Genomic DNA, 17,513 nt, shown 5'->3' on the forward strand with positions numbered 1-17,513 from the left:
TCCCTTAATTTGCCTAAAATTAGAGTGGATTTAAAGAAAATTCAGGGGGAAGACATCCATGCAGTCAACACAAAAAGTAAATGTTAAAGAAGCCTTAAATGAAAGAGATGGCTTTCATATTTGGTGGCGTTTGATCCGCCCTCATACACTAACTGCATCATTTATACCCGTTTTTACTGGTACAATGATTGCTTATATTGATGGTTCCATCAATTGGTTATTATTCCTCGCCATGCTAGTCGCTTCTTTGCTAATCCAATCGGCAACGAATATGTTTAACGAATACTATGATTATGCAAGAGGATTAGATACAGATGAATCTGTTGGAATTAGCGGCACAATCGTTCGAGATGGAATCGAACCGATTAAAATTCGAAATATCGCATTTATCTTTTATGGCATCTCTATTTTAATCGGTTTCTATATTTGTATGGCATCCAGTTGGTGGATTGCCGTTATCGGACTTATTTGTATGGCATTTGGTTATTTATATACAGGTGGGCCGCTTCCCATTTCTTATACCCCACTAGGAGAGCTTTTCTCCGGTGTATTAATGGGGTCCGTCATTATTGGAATTACGTATTTCATTCAAACTGGTACAATAACAGCTACAATGATTTGGATTTCCATTCCAATCACAATCTTTATCGGCAGTATCAATTTATCGAATAATATTCGTGACCGTGATGGCGATAAGATAGGTGGCCGCAAAACCATCCCGGTATTAATTGGTCGAGAAAAAGCGATAACCTTTTTAGCAACATTATTTATTATCGCATATTCACTAACAGCAATTTATATTATTGTCGGCATCCTGCCAATTTGGTCGCTGCTTACCTTCCTAAGTGCTATAAAGGCTATAAGTGTAATTAAAAACTTCCGTGGGAAAACAGAGCCGCTGGAAATGATGCCTGCAATGAAGGCAACAGGGATTACCAATACGATTTATGGTTTCTTATTAGCGATTTCATTATTAATTAGTAAATTAGTGTAATAAGGGGGATATTGTCATGAATTTCGAAAATACATTATTGGGCTCACTCGGAATCGAGGTCGTATCAGTCGATAAAGAATTAGTCGTCTTAACGATGCCTGTTGATGAACGAACCTTCCAGCCTGCTGGGTTCTTGCACGGTGGTGCGAATGTTGCTCTAGCAGAAACAGCAGCAAGCATCGGTGCTGCAGCATACGTTGACCTGGAAGAAAAAAGTGTATTTGGAATAGAAATAAATGCGAATCACGTTAAAAGTAAACGGGATGGCATTGTAACAGCCATGGCAACCCCACTTCACGCTGGAAAAACTACGATGGTGTGGGAAATTAACATAACGGATGAAGAAGGCAATCTAATTTGCATCTCTAGGTGTACGATTGGAATTGTTCCGAAAAGAAAAGAAAAGTAGAAAAACTGGTTTGGGGAGCCCAAACCAGTTTTTTATTGTGTTAACATTAAACATTAATATCAAATGCAAAAACAGCTAATCTCACTTAGAGATTAGCTGTTTTTCTATGTTAACGACACTTGTTTTTGTTCAATCCAACGACGCATTTTGATGAATAAAGGCACAAACAATAACGCCACAACTATCCCTTTAATCACATTAAATGGCAGAACACCCGCAATTACTGAAGCCCAAATAACTTGATCAGTCATTTCCCATCCCATGAACCATCCATACGCTGGTAAAATGACGAAATAATTCAGTACACTCATTCCTATTGCCATAATAACCGTTCCTGTTACTAAGCCAGATACAACGCTCTTTGTACCTTTTTTAAATTTATGATAAATCATTGAAACAGGTACAACAAACATCAATCCTGCTAGGAAATTAGCTGCAACACCGATTGGGTCACCCGCACCAGATATAGCTAGATAGAGTAAATTTTTAATAGCAACAACAATTATTCCTGCCATTGGCGAGAAAATCAACCCTGCCATTATTGCTGGCACCTCACTAAAATCTATTTTTAAGTAGGCGGGTAGAAATGGTAATGGGAAATTCAAGAAAAATAATACGAGTGAAATTGTCCCTAGTAGTGCTAAAATAATAAGTTTTAATAAATTTGATGACTGCATGCTTGTTTTTTGCATCATCGTTCTCCTCCTTCATCAGTTAATCGATTCCGCTCTCGTTAATGAAGGAGTAAGTCTTAGCCTAATCAACTATTGTAAAAAATAGTATATAAAAACCCTAAAGTCCTATGGGGCTTTAGGGTTAAAATTCATAGATAAATTAAAGTGTATAATAATACACTAAAATCAGGCTCGACATCTTCTCTTATCCAGACTTTAACTGTCGGTCCTGGACTCACACCAGGTCAACCATTTAAGCATAACGCTTTTATGGGTCGCGGACTTCGTGCAATCATGCACGTTACCGCCGGTCGGGAATTGCACCCTGCCCCGAAGATTGGAATCGATTATTAAGTTGTATAATGTTATTATACTTACTTTTAGTAATTATGCAAGTAGAAATGATTAATTATTTACAGAAAGTTTTCTTTTCCTAGTTGTTTACTTGTTTTAGGTATTAGTGACTGAGGATCTAGTATTGCTAGGCAAGATCGTTTAAACATTATTCTCAAAAGCGATTACATGCCACTTTGGAGCGCAATGCTAAAAAAGATATGGAGCCAGTGGCCCCACATCTTTTTGCTAGATCTATCATTCTACATTAATAAATAATTTTCCCTTTGCTTGTGCGCGTGTTTCATTGCCAAAGCTGTCAACTGCTTTCACTTCAATTACTGCTCCCTTTGCATGTGCATTACTTGTTGCTGTCCAGTAACCCACATAATGTCCATCAGCCGTTTCCATCATTGGCAGTTCTGTCGCATTCTGAACTGTATTTGTCAATGGCATATGGATAACGAAGGTTGCTTTAAGATCTGCTTCACTATCAAATTCAATTTTCACGGTCTCGCCGGATTTAAGATTTTTATCCTCTGCTGGCGTCAGGTTTTCAATTTCTGGTGCTTCATAATCTGCTTCAACTGTTATCTTCTTATTCACATTATTTCCTGCAGTGTCTTGAGCAACTACTTTTATTTCGTTAGCACCATTTTCTAAAATGATCCGTTTTGAATATTTACCATCAGTGACAGTTGTTTTTTGGCCATTTACCTTAACCCAATTTAGGTTTGCATCACTTACCGTTCCTTCTACTGTTACCGTTTCTCGTTTCAATTTATCTCCATTTTTCGGACTGTCAATTGTGAGCTCTGGCTTCTTAGTATCAAGTGTAACGGTAACTGTTTCGGACTCTCCTACTGTGACACCATTCATCAGCGTGACAGCTTGAAGCTCATTGGCTCCTTCAGTCAATTCGATCGGTAATGAGAATGTACCGTTATCACCAACTTCAGAAGTTCCGATTTCTTCCCCATTATTCAGTAATTGCAATGTGGTTGTTGCGGATGCCTTTCCTTCAACCGTAAGTGCTGTTTCATTAGTAGCAAATTCTTCAGCAGGTGAAGTGATAACTGGGTCCTCTACACCATAAGCAACACGAGCACGAATCATATAGTTCCCTTCTGCTACTGGTGACTTCGACCATGCTCCGGCAACTACTTGGTAACTACGCTCGGCATTTGGTCCATTCTCATCCGTAGCTAAACCTGGTGCACTCGTGTTTACTCCTTTTTGGATATAAACCATATAGAAGTCACCATCTACTTGGATAGCATGTTCCGTGAGATCTACAACTGTCCACTCTGCCAAGTTTCTCGTTGCTTCTGCATCAATCGGACCAGCTAGCTTCTTCCCTGGCGCTCCCTCAGGTCCAGATGCATCCCAAACCTCTACTGCGAATGCTGTTCCACCTGGTACTGGCCAGTCAGCATCGTGGAATTGGAATACACCTTCTGTTACAACCGCACTATCCTTGCCCTCTGGCAATGACATTTTAACTGCCCAACCGTTACCTGCATCGTAAAATGCACGTGCATTTTCGGCGGTTCCATCGTCATAACCGATTTCTCCACCTGGAACAGTATAGAATGGTTCAAGAGAAACATCGATTGCAGCATCTGCTCCATCAAGATTCACCTCTACCTCTTTACCATGGTAGCCTCTTGCTAGAACCTTTAATGTGTATGACCCTTCATATGCAGTCAATGAATAGTTACCGGATGCGTCCGTTGCAGCTGGTTCAACATTCGCGTCTTCTACAAGCAGAACTGTTGCACCTTCTACCGCTTCCCCAGTAGCTTCATCCGTTATTGTTCCACTTACAGTATATTTGTCAATTTCCTCTAATGTAAAATTAGCTGTTGCCGTTTGATCATTTTCAATCGTTACTTCCTGTGTAACTGGATGATATCCGTATGCTTCTGCTTGGACTGTGAAATCACCTGCAGCGTGCAGTAATGAATAGCTTCCATTTGCAGGATTTGTGTTTACTGTTCTGCCGCTTTCAAGCACGCTTACCTGTGCACCAATTGGTAATAGTGCTGGTGCGATAGCATCCCCTTTAATAGGAGATTTTTCCTTGATCGGCTGTACTGGCACGATTTTTCCTGGTTCTACTTTCTTCCCTTTTAATGCTGTACTGCTTTCTTTTTCAACACCTAAATTAGCATTCGACTTGCTCTTGGCATTTGCTTTTCCTAAAGACTTAGCTGTACCTTGCGATGTATCGGATAATGCTACATCATCAATATACCAGCCAGTTCTAACTACACTGCCATCCGTATCTAGATTAAAGCCGATATAAACACGCTGACCCGCATAGTCTGATAGATTAATTTCAGCGCTTTGCCAGCCATTATTTACATCTGTAATACGTAAAAGCTGTGTCCAATTCTCCTGATCTGTAGAAATAAATACATGCCCATAATCCCAATTTCGTTCAAGATTATACCAATGATTGAACTGTAAATATGAATTCCCATCTGGAAGGTCAATTGGTGGCATCATTAAAGTTGAGTTTTCGTTCGAATTATAGTTTCCAGCAGGGTTCGTTGCATACACATACTCACCTGATGCAGCATTTCCCGGACCTGTTGTCGGTATGCCACGTTCCCAACTGCTGTTCTCACCGAAAATCGTCCAGCCTGATGGTGCTGTTTCAAAATCAGTACCGTAGCCAACCGTAATACCAGCCGCTACTGCAACAACATAATTTTCACTAGTAACCTCGTTGTTACCAAAATCATTCACTTTAATAGCATAGGTGAATGAATCCACTGCGACGTCCTCACCAGGAATCGTTGCAGTGTACTCCCCATTCTTATAATCACCAGAAACACGAGTTGCAGCAACTGTCTTTGCTTCCCCATTTGAAGCTTCGTAATTCACTTCAACAGATGAAACGCTTACATTATCTGCAGCCTGAATAGTTAAATCTAAATTCATGCCTGCATACGTTTCTGTTGGCGCAGCATGCTCAAATGTTGGAGCCTCCGTATCTTCTCCATCCTTCGAAACCTGCCCTTCTAATGTTCCAAGACCCGATACGATAGAAGAAACAGCATCATAAGCATTAACTAACCCGTAACCAAACCCCATATTAGGAGATTCTGCGTATTCCCTATCGGTTAGTGGTGTTGCAGTTGCATATAAAATTTCTTCAATTTCGTCTACGGTCAAGCTTGAATCCACTTGTTTCAATAAAGCAACTACTGCTGAAACTGCTGGTCCCGCCATTGACGTTCCATTCCAGCCACCTTCATATCCTCCACCAGGAACAGTTGAACGAATGTTCACACCGGGTGCTGATATGTCTGGTTTTATATCTCCTTCATATGGTGAAGGCCCCTCAAGCGAGAAGTTTGCTAGTGAATCATTACTATCCGTTGCTCCTGTAGCAAATGATTCTGGATAGTTTGCAGGTGTCGCAATTGATCCTGGACCACCTGGGTTAAATAATGTTGTATTACCTGCAGAGAACTCCGGGAAAATTTCAGCTGCTCGCCAGCTGATTACAACATCACGGTACCACTCATCAAGACCTGGTCCACCACCCCAAGAGTTATTAACAACATCTGGTGCCTTCGTTACATCGCCACCGGGTGCTAAAATCCATTCTGCTGCCTCCAGCAAATCTGCATCTGTTCCACCTGCTGCTGTAAACGCACGAGCAGAGATAAAGGTGGCACCTGGAGCTACACCAACCTGGTTCGAACCATCGGCTTCACTGCCGACCATTGTACCTGTAACATGCGTCCCATGTCCTTGATCGTCATATGGCGTACCTTGGCCTACTGTTGCATCGAACCAGCTATACGTATGATCTACCTCACCAGTCGCAGCATCATAACCACGATATTTTTCTGCAAGTCCTGGATGATCGTGATCAACACCTGTATCAATACTTGCTACAACAATACTTGTACCATCAATCCCCATGTTCCAGACTGCTGGTGCGCCTACTCGCTCCACATTCCATTCAATATTAGCAGTCTCTGATTTTGGAGTTTTCGCATCCTTGGATACCGTTGTATACAATTCTCTCGTTTCATTTGGTAAAATCTTTTCAACTTCTGTAAATGTCGCTATTTTCTCTGCAACTTCTTTTGTTGCAGTGACAGCGATACCATTTACGATATGATAGGAATGAAAATCATCTACATTCCCTTCTTTTTGTTCTTGCTCCAAATAAGTCATCACATTAGCTTGTGATTCAAGAGAAACTTCCTTCAGCTCAGCGATAACTGCTGAACGTTGAATATGTTCTTGCTTTTGTACGGAAAGTTTTGCATTTTCAGCACTTTTCTTCGCTTCTGCTGCGACCTTTGCTGAATCCGCTTTTTCGCTAAATTTTATTATGAAGGTTTCTCTTTCATTTTCTTTAAATGACGAAAGTAACGTTTTGCTTACTTTTGACTCTACTCGCTTATTTGAATCATTTAATGAATGGTGCAGCTTAGAAGATTGTGTCGAGCCATTCGACTCTGCAAGCGAAATACTAGGTGTAAGTAAAGAAAATGTCATTAAAAATGTAGCGGCAAGGCTAAATGCTTTCATTTGACGTTTTTTCTTTGTTTTCAAATCTTTTCCTCCCCTCAATTTTACAAACAGTTTGCATTAAACTAAATAAGCCCCCCGTCCCTTTGATTTGAATTCCATATCCTTTTAGAAAAAAGAATCTAGTTAGTAAACAAATTATAATAGATTACTAGAAGGATTATTGTCGAATGATGGTAGTTTTAATCTGAATTTTCACAATTGATAAATAAGTATTATTTTTTCTTTCTTTAGTTCTAAGGACATAGCTACCGATTAGAAATGAAATACAGTTTGAAACGTGCACGGTACAGGAATTAGCCGATTCCTCACCGAAATTTTTATTATGATAATTATTATAAAATGATGAATAAGACCCAGTAACCACCATGCTATTTATCATTCATTTTCTTCAAGTCAGAAAACATAGGTCATCTGAACCTTATTCGTTAACATTTTCCAGGTTATTTGTATGATATTTTGATATATTCGTTAACTACTTCAAGACCTATTACCCTTAAACAGAAATATTGTCATTGACTTGTAATTTATTAAGAATTAATGGTAACTACTTTTTGTTCCCTCATCATAATAGGTTTCTATAATTGTTTATTCGTACGAAATTAAGGGGAGACATCTAGTAAATAATTATTAAGGAAGTGAATATATGAAAGCCGTAACGTTTCAAGGAAAAGAAGCAATGGAAACAAAAATGGTTGACGACCCACAAATTCATGAAAAGGATGATATGATTGTTAGAATCACAGCAAGCGGTATTTGCGGATCGGATCTTCACTTATATAAAGGCGGAATTGTCCCGGAAAAGGATTACGTGGTTGGTCATGAACCAATGGGTATTGTTGAGGAAGTCGGTCCAAATGTGAAAAATCTCAAAAAAGGGGACCGTGTTGTTATTCCATTTAATGTCGGGTGTGGAGATTGCTTCTACTGTAATAATCAGATGGAAAGTCAATGCGATAACTCCAATCCACATGGTGAGCCTGGCGGTTTATTTGGATTTGGAGGAGATTTTGGGAATTATCCCGGCGGTCAAGCTGAGTATTTACGTGTACCCTATGCAGATTTCTCATCATTTAAAGTCCCAGAATCAAGTGAGTTGGATGACGAGCAGCTTTTATTCTTATCTGACGTTATTCCTACCGCATTTTGGAGTGTGGAACATGGAGGCGTCAAAAAAGATGACACAGTGATTATTTTGGGAAGTGGTCCTATTGGGCTGATGGCTCAAAAATTCGCTTGGCTAAAGGGAGCAAAACGTGTAATTGCAGTAGACCAGGTAGAACATCGATTAGCACATGCGAAGAAGACAAATAACGTGGAAACCTATAATTTTAAAGAATATGAAAAAATTGGAAAGCTATTACATGAAGAGACAAAAGGTGGAGCAGATGTTGTCATTGACTGTGTTGGGATGGATGGCACAGTCCCGCCAAATACAGAATTCGGATCAGAACATGATAATCAATTTGGAACAATCAGTCCAATCATTACTGCATCACAAGCAGTACGGAAATTTGGGACTGTCCAATTAACCGGTGTTTATGGTACGGAGGCAAATAACTTCCCGCTCGGGTCCTTTTTCACACGGAACGTTTCTTTGAGAATGGGACAAGCACCAGTAATCAATATTATGCCAAAACTGTATAACATGATTGAAAATAAGGAATTTGATCCAACAGATATTATCACACATCGCGTAAGTTTGGATGAAGCGGCAAATGCTTATGATATTTTTGACAAAAAAGAAGACGGATCAATAAAGGTAATTTTTAAGCCATAAAGGATTGGTAAAACTCCTGGATAGAGAAAATCAATGTACTTAGTGTTAAGCACGCAAATTTAATGATTCAAATAAACGTACATTAAACAACCTGCTTCATTGTATAATCGAAGCAGGTTGTTTATCAAATCCAATTGAGTTTAATCATAAACTCGTGTAACACTTCCGATACTTCATTATGCGTCGGTTTGCTTTCCTCTTTTAAACTTAATTCTATCGATTTGCCTATATTAATCTTCCAATGGATTCAAGCTTTCATTACCAGTTAATCCAGCAATCATCGTTACGAGTAATTCAATTTCTTCATCAATATCCTGCAGGCTAGCTGTTTCGACTGGTGAATGCATGTAGCGCAATGGCAATGATACTAACGATACTGGGACACCTTTACCTGTTAATCGCATCTTATCTGCGTCTGTTCCCGTCATTCTTGGTGTCAATTCATATTGAACATGCATGTTGAGATCCTTTGCTGCCTTCTCCAATAATTTATTGATTTTAATATTGATCGGAGCTCCTTTTGCAAGCACTGGACCTTTTTCTAAGCGAATGTCCCCATGCTTATTTTTATTTACACCAGGATAGTCTGTAGCAAAGGTTACATCACATGCAATTGCCATCGTCGGCTCTATTCCTGCCGCAGCAAAATAAGCACCGCCCATATTTGTTTCTTCATTTACCGTGCTTACTGCATAAACACCAACCTTCACATCTTTTTCTGACAAGCGTCTTAACACTTCAGCTACAATAAATGATCCTGTTCGGTTATCCAAGCCACGGCCAGCTATGTAGCGATCCATTAAAATTTCTGGTTCTGTTTTATAAACACATAAGTCGCCGATTTGCACATATTTTTCTGCTTCTTCTTTTGTCCTGAATCCACAGTCAATGAATAAGTCCGATAAGTCAAAATCATTCTTCAGTCCGCCATGATGCTGTGCATTAACACCTGTTACACCAGTAACAGTACCGCCTGCACCAAGAACTGTAACTCGCATACCAACAGCAGCTTTCGGATTAATTCCACCCATTTTATCGAAATGTAAGTATCCTTCATCATCAATCCGGTTAACTACAAGCGCAATTTCATCGGCATGCCCTGCTAATAATACTTTAAAAGGTGCATCAGGATTCAGAACACCGATTGCATTCCCCGCATTGTCTGTGCGAATTTCATCGGCAAATTCCTTTACATAATTTATCCACTTTTTTTGAATCTCCATTTCCATACTTGATGGTGATGGAGTGTTTAATAGCTCCAGTAAAAAATCTTGATTAGCTTTAGTCATCACAAATTCCTCCTTCATACATCTAACACTTTCTATATCATAGCAAAAAATTAATTTGAGAGCACTTTTATTTACGCTGGCACAATTAATCGGTAAACTTTCATTATCTTGTATAATAAAGGAGAATGAATCAATGAAATTAAACGAATGGTTTGAAAAAGGAATAACTCCAAGTGATTATATTGGCTCAATGGAAGTAAACCAAGCAGATTTAAAACATGTTTACGATAATTTTACATTACCAAATGATGAGGATTTCTTCAAAAACACGAAAGAAAGAAACCTCCGTGCAATTGTTCTCACAGAAGATTGGTGTGGGGACGCAATGTTAAATACACCTATTTTACTAAAAATCGCTGAAGCATCGGATATAGAAGTCAGAATGCTCCATCGCGATCAAAATCTTGAGTTAATGGATCAATACTTAACCAATGGCAGAGCGCGCTCAATTCCTATTTTTATCTTTATCGATGAAAATGGCAAAGAAGTCGCGAAATGGGGACCACGTGCAGAGAAGATTCAGGCATATGTTGATGAATCCCAAAGTAAACTGCCAAGTAAAGAAACACCAGAATATGAAGAGAAGGCAAAAGAAATGTATGCAGCGTTCAAAAAATCTTACCGTAATAATACAACTTTTTGGGATGATGTTTATGACAGCATAAAAGCAGTACTACAAGACTAATCAGCAGCGACAAACAGTTTGGAAGTCATTTAATCTGTTTGTCGCTTTACTTCTTCTGCATTTTCAATGCAATTACAAAGTATAATCAATCCCTTATTCTGTCGATACTACTAAGTAAATTGTATCAATCGGGAATGAGGTGAACCTATGATAATAAAACAGTTTAAACTAATATACTTCCGGATTCCTATCATCATAAAACTATTAATAACCATTGTTTTTCTTATGTGCTTCTTTGGCACTGTAATTCACTTCATTGAACCGACGCAATTTCCTACCATTTTCGAAGGGATATGGTGGGCTTTTGTTACAGCAGCTACAGTTGGTTTCGGTGACTATGTACCTCTAACGACAAGTGGCAAGTTAATCGGCATTCTGTTAATCCTGACAGGTGGTGGGTTAATCGGATTTTATGTTTCCTCCATTGCGAGTGGGACAATAAAACGAGAACAAGATATCGAGCATGGTAGGTTAGCCTTCAAAGGCACAGGACATCTCATCCTTGTCGGTTGGAATGAAAGGACAAGACAATTAATCAAAATAGTTTTAGAAAAAAATCCAAATGAAAAAATCGTGCTTATTGACAGGACATTACGTCATATCTCATTCAGCGAGTATCCAATTCATTTTATCAATGGAGATGCTACAGAGGATGCAATACTCACTAAAGCGAATATTCGACAGGCAGAACGAGTCCTCCTCACCGCCGATCTCATTAAAAACGAGAGACAGGCGGATACATATACAATCCTTGCAACCGTTGCGATTCGAGGAAATAATGAAAACATACCAATCATTGCAGAAATCTTATCGAAATCCCAAATAGAGAACGCGTTACGTGCAGGTGCAACGACGATTATCCGTTCAAATGATTTCATGAGTGCATTATTTTATCATGAACTTACACATTCATTAGCGGTTACACCTTTTGAAGATATTTTACATATTCTTAGCAAGCAACAATTTTCACATTTCCCCGTTGCACCGGAGTTCGTGGATAAGCAATTTGCAGAGGTTTCCCATCACCTAATAAAAGGAGATCACTTGTTAATTGGAATTATTCGTGAGAAAAAATACAATATTCATCCGCCTCCTGATTTACTATTAGAGCATGGAGATATACTTGTAACGCTCGTACGTTTGTAGTTCATTACCATTTCCCTAAAATTGTTTTGCTAGAATCAATCCTTTGTGATAAAATAATATATTGTGTAAAAAGAATCGATTATATATAGGAGTTGTTCAGCATGACTAACAAATTTGAAGCTGGTCAAATTATTGATGGAAAAGTAACTGGCATACAACCATATGGCGCATTTGTTGCTTTAGATGAAGAAACACAAGGTTTGGTTCATATTTCAGAAGTAACTCATGGTTTTGTTAAAGATATTAACGACCATCTAACAGTTGGCGATGAAGTAAAAGTGAAGGTTTTAAACGTAGATGAAGAAAAAAATAAAGTTTCCTTATCTATCCGTGCTACAGAAGAAGCACCTGCAAAACCTGCTCAAACAAAGAAAGCTCAACCTGTTAAACAAGTACAACAAGATAACGACAATGCTGGTTTCAATACGTTGAAGGACAAGCTTGAAGAATGGATCGAGCAATCAAGCTCATTCAAAAAATAATTAGAAAACTTAGTTGTCACCAGGCCTTTCGGTGACAGCCAAAGCCCGCACTTATGTAGTAAGAAATATTTTATACTTTCTTAGCTACCAAATAGAGCATCATCAAGTGAAAGCATCGCTTTACATCTTGATGATGCTTTTTCTTTTTTTATCCAATTTTCCCTCTTTTCCCTGAACTTTGTCATTTCATAATTCTTGTTCTTGATTTAATGGCAGCAATTCGTTAAAGTTAGATTATAAATTCATAATGCACTATAGGAGGAATATTCATGACACACGTTTCATTTAAGTATGATAAGGCATTGAAATTTTTTAATGAACAAGAAATCGCGAATTTAAGTGATTATGTTCAAACAGCACATAACCAATTACATAATAAAACTGGGGCTGGCAGTGACTTCCTAGGTTGGATTGACCTTCCTGAAAACTATGATAAAGAAGAATACGCTCGTATTAAAGCAAGCGCAGAAAAAATCCAAAATGATTCCGACATTTTACTTGTAATCGGTATTGGCGGTTCGTATCTAGGTGCTCGTGCAGCGCTTGAAATGCTAAACCATTCATTCCAAAACTTACTTTCTAAAGAAGAAAGAAAAGCACCGCAAATTATCTTTGTTGGTCATCATTTAAGTTCTACTTATATTAGTGAATTATTTGATGTGTTGAAGGACAAAGACTTCTCTATTAACGTTATTTCGAAGAGTGGAACAACAACAGAACCAGCAGTTGCATTCCGTATTTTTAAGAAATATTTAGAAGAAAAATATGGTGTGGAAGAAGCGAAAAATCGCATATACGCAACAACAGATAAAGCAAAAGGTGCGCTTAAAACTTCTGCAGATAAAGCTGGTTATGAAACATTTGTTATTCCGGATGATGTTGGTGGTCGTTATTCAGTATTAACAGCTGTTGGGTTATTACCTATCGCAGTAAGTGGCATTGCAATTGACGATATCATGCAAGGTGCAAGAGACGCGATGAATGATTTTGCAGAGCCTAGCTTAGAAAAAAACCCTGCATACCAATATGCAGCAGTTCGCAATGTTTTATACAGCAAAGGAAAAGTTACAGAGCTATTAATTAATTACGAGCCAAGCCTTCAATATTTCTCTGAATGGTGGAAACAATTGTTTGGCGAAAGTGAAGGAAAAGATCAAAAAGGTATCTACCCTTCTTCCGCTAACTTTACAACAGACTTACATTCATTAGGTCAATATATTCAAGAAGGTCGCAGAAATATCTTCGAAACTGTTCTGCATGTAAACAGCTCTAAAAAGGAATTAACATTAGAAGCAGAAGAAAATAATTCAGATGGTCTTAATTACTTAGCTGGTAAAACGATCCATGAAATTAATGATAAAGCATTCCAAGGAACAATGCTGGCACATACAGATGGAGACGTTCCAAACCTTATCGTAGAAGTTCCTGCACTTGATGCCTATACATTCGGCTACCTCGTTTACTTCTTCGAAAAAGCATGTGCAATCAGCGGCTACTTACTTGGTGTGAATCCATTTGACCAGCCAGGTGTTGAAGCATACAAGAAAAATATGTTTGCACTGCTTGGTAAACCAGGATTTGAAAATGAAAAAGAAGAACTAGAAAAACGTTTATAATTTTTTCAAACGAAGCCCCTTGTTTTAATTACAAGGAGCTTTTCTTTTTTGAGATAACCTATCACAAAACACCCTGATCCATAACAAATCTATTTTCTAGGAAGGGTTACCCATATAACCGTCCCTTGACAAACTTCTTTAAAAAAATATTATTTTATATGTTTAAATTCCATTGAAGTGGGAATAACTATCAATGTAAGACTTTCTCGTATTCCCCCTGTAAGCAAAGCGATTCTCGCTTTGCTTTTTTTTACTTTATATTAGCCGGCATTTGCTATAATAGAATGAAGGAACGTAAAATTAGTCAAGTATACATGCTAGACGATTACCCTTGAAGCAAGGTTCTTGGCTTCTTTCTACATAGTAACCCTTAGGAGGATTTTGATGAGTATTTTTGATGAAGTACATGATAGAAGAAAAACAAGATCGGTGAAATGGGACATGCTGCAGCCTATTTTTCAATCGGAGGATGTTATCCCAATGTGGGTAGCTGATATGGACTTCAAAGCTCCTGATGCAGTAAATAATGCGCTTGTAAAACGAGCCGAGCACGGCATATATGGATATACAATCATCGACAATGATGTTACAGATTCGATAGTAAATTGGCAGAAAAACCAACATGGATGGGAAATTAATTCAGAATGGCTCTCATTTAGTCCTGGAGTTGTTACAAGCTTACATATGGCGATCCAAGCATTCACCGAGCCCAATGACATGGTGTTAATCCAAACTCCTGTTTACCCCCCTTTCTATAATGTAATTAAGGCACATGACAGGGAAATTATCAAAAGCCCACTTCTTTATCAGGATAATTATTATACGATTGATTTTGTCGACTTCGAAGAGAAATTAAAATCTGGTGTAAAGGCATTTATTCTTTGCTCGCCACATAATCCAGTCGGTCGTGTATGGACGGAAAATGAGCTAAAGGAAATGGCCAGATTATGCTTGAAATATGATGTTCTCATTATTTCTGATGAGATCCATGCAGATCTTGTATTTCTAAGTAAACATCATATTCCAATCGCTTCACTATCTGAGGAAATTGCAGACAGAACAATTACATGTATGGCACCTTCGAAAACATTTAATCTAGCTGGATTAGAGGCATCTTACACAATTGTTACTAATGAACAAATGCGGAATAAATTAAAAGCGCAATTTTCGAAGCAAGGATATTCCAATTCACTCAATACAATGGCTAACACTGCCATAGAAGCAGCCTATAATCATGGAAAAGCTTGGCTTGATGAATTAGTGAGCGTTCTAAACAATCATCAACAATATGTAACAGAAATGTTCCGTCAGCATACACCGGAGATTAAAGTTACCCAAGGTGAAGGAACCTATCTATTATGGATTGATTGTAGTGCTCTTGGCATGAGCAGCAAAGAATTGAAACAATTTTTCATTGAAAAGGCAAAAGTAGGACTCAATGCTGGGGTTGATTATGGTGATGAAGCAGATCAGTTTATGCGTATGAATATTGCCTGCCCGAAAGCAACCCTAGTAGATGGTGTGAATCAAATTATTGAAGCAGTTCAGAAGCGATAATTCCGAAGAATCATTGTTAGAAAACTAAGGTTTGACCAAGTCTTACGGTGACAGCCTTAGTTGTACTTATAAGAAAAATCCTTATGCTTTCTTAACTATCAAAAACAGCCATGTAAAGCTATACATGGCTGTTTTTTATTCTGCTTGTTTTTCATTGTTCTCCGTTGGGTCGGAGGGCGATCCCTCTGTATCCGTCTTCGATCCTGCGGTAATTTCCCCACAAATGATGCGTGTACCGGAATCTCCGCTAGGTTGGCTCACTCCATCATCTTGTCCCTCAGTCACGATAAGCGAGGTTCCTTCACCGCTAAGAATCGATTTATTCCCTTCCTTCATTGTTGCTCCCGCAAGCATCAATTCGATATCAACAGCCCCAGCTCCGTCTGCTTCTACATTAGGCAAATCACCTAAGTGGGGACCATCGGGATGCATTAATCCGTGCTCCTTCCCTTCTGGGTTAAGATGATTCCCAGCACTACTAAAATCAGGTCCATCACATTTTGGAAACTCGTGGACATGAATCCCATGAAATCCCGGTTCAAGACCCTCCAATTTTAATTTGATCTTTATTCCATCAGGCTGTTCATTTAATGTCGCAGTCCCTACCATATCAGCTGACGCATTAAACATTTCTACCTCTTTTATAGATGGACTGTTCGCTTGGCAAGCTACTAAAAAGATAAAACAACAAAAGCATATGAAACGCATCTGGCATACTCCTTCATCGCGTTTTCACTTAGTATTAACAGATGCGTGTCAGCTATACCTAAATGCTTCTATTCTCCATATTTGTCACTTCTAACGATCATAATCCGCTTACTTTGATTCGACAGATTCACTCGCATCATGAATACTGTTCTCATACTTTTCATTAAATGCTTGTTCATCTTTCTTTGATTTCTTATAAAATAAATACATTGTGACTGCAGCCATGGCCATAAAAATGATTAATGTTATTGCTGCAGGTAAATATGCTGTTTTATCCTCTGGAAAATAAAGAAATGGCATTATCTTCACGTCCTTTTTAAATTTCCTTAAAAATATAAAATGCTTACATTGTAATTATATCAAATTATCAGGTTATACCAACAAATGCGGATTAATTATTCGCAAATTTATCATATTTTTGGCACAATGAAATGGTAGATAGGAGGGCTTATTATGGCAATTGTTAGCGTCGGTGATATTGTAAAAGCACATTATCATTCTGGAACTTATATTGGCGAGGTAAAGGAAGATCGCGGAGCAAATTATTTAATAGAGGTTCTTGCTGTTCATAAACACCCATTACAGGGAGATCTTCATAATCCTGGAGAAGTTGAGAATGTATTTTTCCATGAACGGAAGGCATTAGCCCACCATGAGAAGATGAATGTAAAGAAACCTGCTGTACACCCTTATAACGAGGAAATTCCGAGTTACGGTAAATCATTGAAGAATGCAGTAATTCTGTATAAAGAAAAACTTACTAAAGAAGATTCTGCCTATAATACACTTGCATTAGAGAGATTACATGGTCTAGAAGTAAACTACTATGAAAAAATTTATGATTAAAAAGAAAAGCTAGAGGGTTTGTCCCTCTAGCTTTTGAACGATTATTCACCTAAATGTTCTTTGATTACTTCAGCAATACCATTGATTGCTTCTTCTTCGTCAGAACCAGTTGCAGAAATTTCAATTTCTGCGCCTTTTGGAATTCCAAGTGACATAACACCCATGATAGATTTTAAATTAACAGTTTTATCTTTATATGCTACATTAACTTCTGATTCAAATTGACCTGCTTTATTAACTAATAATGTTGCTGGTCTTGCATGTACACCTGACTCTGCTGTTATTGTAAATGTTTGTGCTTTCATTAAGATTCATCCTTCCAAAAACTTTTTCCTTATTATATATTTTGCTTTACCACTATTAGTATTATACACAATAAAACCAACTTTTGATAGTCTAAACAATATTATTGTTGATATTTGTTTTTCATGTAA

The 17,513-nt window shown here is 38.1% G+C and carries 15 protein-coding genes and 1 riboswitch; of the genes, 9 read left to right on the top strand and 6 right to left on the bottom strand.

The genetic code is table 11. The features are described 5' to 3' along the window. Positions 1–58 precede the first annotated feature (58 nt). Complete coding sequence (locus CUC15_RS13300) at positions 59–994, top strand: 1,4-dihydroxy-2-naphthoate polyprenyltransferase (RefSeq protein WP_114917123.1); 936 nt, start codon at positions 59–61, stop codon at positions 992–994. A gap of 16 nt (positions 995–1,010) precedes the next feature. Next, positions 1,011–1,403: a hotdog fold thioesterase gene (locus CUC15_RS13305; RefSeq protein ID WP_114917124.1), complete on the top strand. Its 393-nt coding sequence runs from the start codon at positions 1,011–1,013 to the stop codon at positions 1,401–1,403. A gap of 104 nt (positions 1,404–1,507) precedes the next feature. Here CUC15_RS13305 and CUC15_RS13310 read toward each other — a convergent pair whose 3' ends face one another. Continuing rightward, positions 1,508–2,095 carry an ECF transporter S component gene (locus CUC15_RS13310; protein ID WP_114918457.1) on the bottom strand — a complete coding sequence of 196 codons (588 nt, stop codon included), beginning with the start codon at positions 2,093–2,095 and terminating at the stop codon, positions 1,508–1,510. Positions 2,096–2,270: 175 nt separating this feature from the next. Beyond that, positions 2,271–2,419, bottom strand: a riboswitch (FMN riboswitch). Between the two features lie 249 nt (positions 2,420–2,668). Then, on the bottom strand, positions 2,669–6,970 hold the full coding sequence (locus tag CUC15_RS13315; protein WP_205317705.1) for a S8 family serine peptidase: 4,302 nt from the start codon (positions 6,968–6,970) through the stop codon (positions 2,669–2,671). Between the two features lie 646 nt (positions 6,971–7,616). Between CUC15_RS13315 and CUC15_RS13320 the strand changes: the two genes are divergently transcribed. Further along, positions 7,617–8,750 carry an alcohol dehydrogenase catalytic domain-containing protein gene (locus tag CUC15_RS13320; protein WP_114917126.1) on the top strand — a complete coding sequence of 378 codons (1,134 nt, stop codon included), beginning with the start codon at positions 7,617–7,619 and terminating at the stop codon, positions 8,748–8,750. Between the two features lie 230 nt (positions 8,751–8,980). On the opposite strand, the gene CUC15_RS13325 is transcribed toward CUC15_RS13320, so the two are convergent. After that, complete coding sequence (locus tag CUC15_RS13325) at positions 8,981–10,039, bottom strand: M20/M25/M40 family metallo-hydrolase (protein ID WP_114917127.1); 1,059 nt, start codon at positions 10,037–10,039, stop codon at positions 8,981–8,983. Positions 10,040–10,172: 133 nt separating this feature from the next. Here CUC15_RS13325 and CUC15_RS13330 point away from each other — a divergent pair, with 133 nt between their 5' ends. The 5 genes from CUC15_RS13330 (at position 10,173) to CUC15_RS13350 (ending at position 15,525) form a co-directional block, all read left to right on the top strand. Further along, positions 10,173–10,724, top strand: coding sequence for a thioredoxin family protein (locus tag CUC15_RS13330; protein ID WP_114917128.1), 552 nt, complete (start codon positions 10,173–10,175; stop codon positions 10,722–10,724). A gap of 147 nt (positions 10,725–10,871) precedes the next feature. Then, on the top strand, positions 10,872–11,870 hold the full coding sequence (locus CUC15_RS13335) for a potassium channel family protein (RefSeq protein WP_114917129.1): 999 nt from the start codon (positions 10,872–10,874) through the stop codon (positions 11,868–11,870). 101 nt (positions 11,871–11,971) lie between these two features. Continuing rightward, positions 11,972–12,352: a S1 domain-containing post-transcriptional regulator GSP13 gene (yugI, locus tag CUC15_RS13340; RefSeq protein WP_114917130.1), complete on the top strand. Its 381-nt coding sequence runs from the start codon at positions 11,972–11,974 to the stop codon at positions 12,350–12,352. A 269-nt stretch (positions 12,353–12,621) separates the two neighbouring features. After that, positions 12,622–13,968 carry a glucose-6-phosphate isomerase gene (locus tag CUC15_RS13345; protein ID WP_114917131.1) on the top strand — a complete coding sequence of 449 codons (1,347 nt, stop codon included), beginning with the start codon at positions 12,622–12,624 and terminating at the stop codon, positions 13,966–13,968. 384 nt (positions 13,969–14,352) lie between these two features. Next, positions 14,353–15,525: a MalY/PatB family protein gene (locus tag CUC15_RS13350; RefSeq protein WP_114917132.1), complete on the top strand. Its 1,173-nt coding sequence runs from the start codon at positions 14,353–14,355 to the stop codon at positions 15,523–15,525. Positions 15,526–15,660: 135 nt separating this feature from the next. On the opposite strand, the gene CUC15_RS13355 is transcribed toward CUC15_RS13350, so the two are convergent. Then, positions 15,661–16,155 carry a superoxide dismutase family protein gene (locus CUC15_RS13355; protein ID WP_114917133.1) on the bottom strand — a complete coding sequence of 165 codons (495 nt, stop codon included), beginning with the start codon at positions 16,153–16,155 and terminating at the stop codon, positions 15,661–15,663. 186 nt (positions 16,156–16,341) lie between these two features. Beyond that, positions 16,342–16,533, bottom strand: coding sequence for a hypothetical protein (locus CUC15_RS13360; protein WP_341457159.1), 192 nt, complete (start codon positions 16,531–16,533; stop codon positions 16,342–16,344). 153 nt (positions 16,534–16,686) lie between these two features. Here CUC15_RS13360 and kapB point away from each other — a divergent pair, with 153 nt between their 5' ends. After that, on the top strand, positions 16,687–17,079 hold the full coding sequence (kapB, locus tag CUC15_RS13365) for a kinase-associated lipoprotein KapB (RefSeq protein ID WP_114917134.1): 393 nt from the start codon (positions 16,687–16,689) through the stop codon (positions 17,077–17,079). A gap of 41 nt (positions 17,080–17,120) precedes the next feature. Here kapB and CUC15_RS13370 read toward each other — a convergent pair whose 3' ends face one another. Beyond that, a complete protein-coding gene (locus CUC15_RS13370; RefSeq protein ID WP_114917135.1) occupies positions 17,121–17,384 on the bottom strand; it encodes a phosphocarrier protein HPr in 264 nt (87 codons plus the stop codon). Positions 17,385–17,513 lie beyond the last annotated feature (129 nt).

The sequence above is a fragment of the Oceanobacillus zhaokaii genome (genome assembly GCF_003352005.1).
In the GTDB taxonomy this organism is placed as follows: domain Bacteria; phylum Bacillota; class Bacilli; order Bacillales; family Amphibacillaceae; genus Oceanobacillus; species Oceanobacillus zhaokaii.

Bases quoted from the DNA above. Each gene is read 5' to 3' on its own strand.
- CUC15_RS13300 (WP_114917123.1), top strand. From the start codon at position 59: ATGCAGTCAACACAAAAAGTAAATGTTAAAGAAGCCTTAAATGAAAGA.
- CUC15_RS13305 (WP_114917124.1), top strand. From the start codon at position 1,011: ATGAATTTCGAAAATACATTATTGGGCTCACTCGGAATCGAGGTCGTA.
- CUC15_RS13310 (WP_114918457.1), bottom strand. From the start codon at position 2,095: ATGCAAAAAACAAGCATGCAGTCATCAAATTTATTAAAACTTATTATT.
- CUC15_RS13315 (WP_205317705.1), bottom strand. From the start codon at position 6,970: ATGAAAGCATTTAGCCTTGCCGCTACATTTTTAATGACATTTTCTTTA.
- CUC15_RS13320 (WP_114917126.1), top strand. From the start codon at position 7,617: ATGAAAGCCGTAACGTTTCAAGGAAAAGAAGCAATGGAAACAAAAATG.
- CUC15_RS13325 (WP_114917127.1), bottom strand. From the start codon at position 10,039: ATGACTAAAGCTAATCAAGATTTTTTACTGGAGCTATTAAACACTCCA.
- CUC15_RS13330 (WP_114917128.1), top strand. From the start codon at position 10,173: ATGAAATTAAACGAATGGTTTGAAAAAGGAATAACTCCAAGTGATTAT.
- CUC15_RS13335 (WP_114917129.1), top strand. From the start codon at position 10,872: ATGATAATAAAACAGTTTAAACTAATATACTTCCGGATTCCTATCATC.
- yugI (WP_114917130.1), top strand. From the start codon at position 11,972: ATGACTAACAAATTTGAAGCTGGTCAAATTATTGATGGAAAAGTAACT.
- CUC15_RS13345 (WP_114917131.1), top strand. From the start codon at position 12,622: ATGACACACGTTTCATTTAAGTATGATAAGGCATTGAAATTTTTTAAT.
- CUC15_RS13350 (WP_114917132.1), top strand. From the start codon at position 14,353: ATGAGTATTTTTGATGAAGTACATGATAGAAGAAAAACAAGATCGGTG.
- CUC15_RS13355 (WP_114917133.1), bottom strand. From the start codon at position 16,155: ATGTTTAATGCGTCAGCTGATATGGTAGGGACTGCGACATTAAATGAA.
- CUC15_RS13360 (WP_341457159.1), bottom strand. From the start codon at position 16,533: ATGCCATTTCTTTATTTTCCAGAGGATAAAACAGCATATTTACCTGCA.
- kapB (WP_114917134.1), top strand. From the start codon at position 16,687: ATGGCAATTGTTAGCGTCGGTGATATTGTAAAAGCACATTATCATTCT.
- CUC15_RS13370 (WP_114917135.1), bottom strand. From the start codon at position 17,384: ATGAAAGCACAAACATTTACAATAACAGCAGAGTCAGGTGTACATGCA.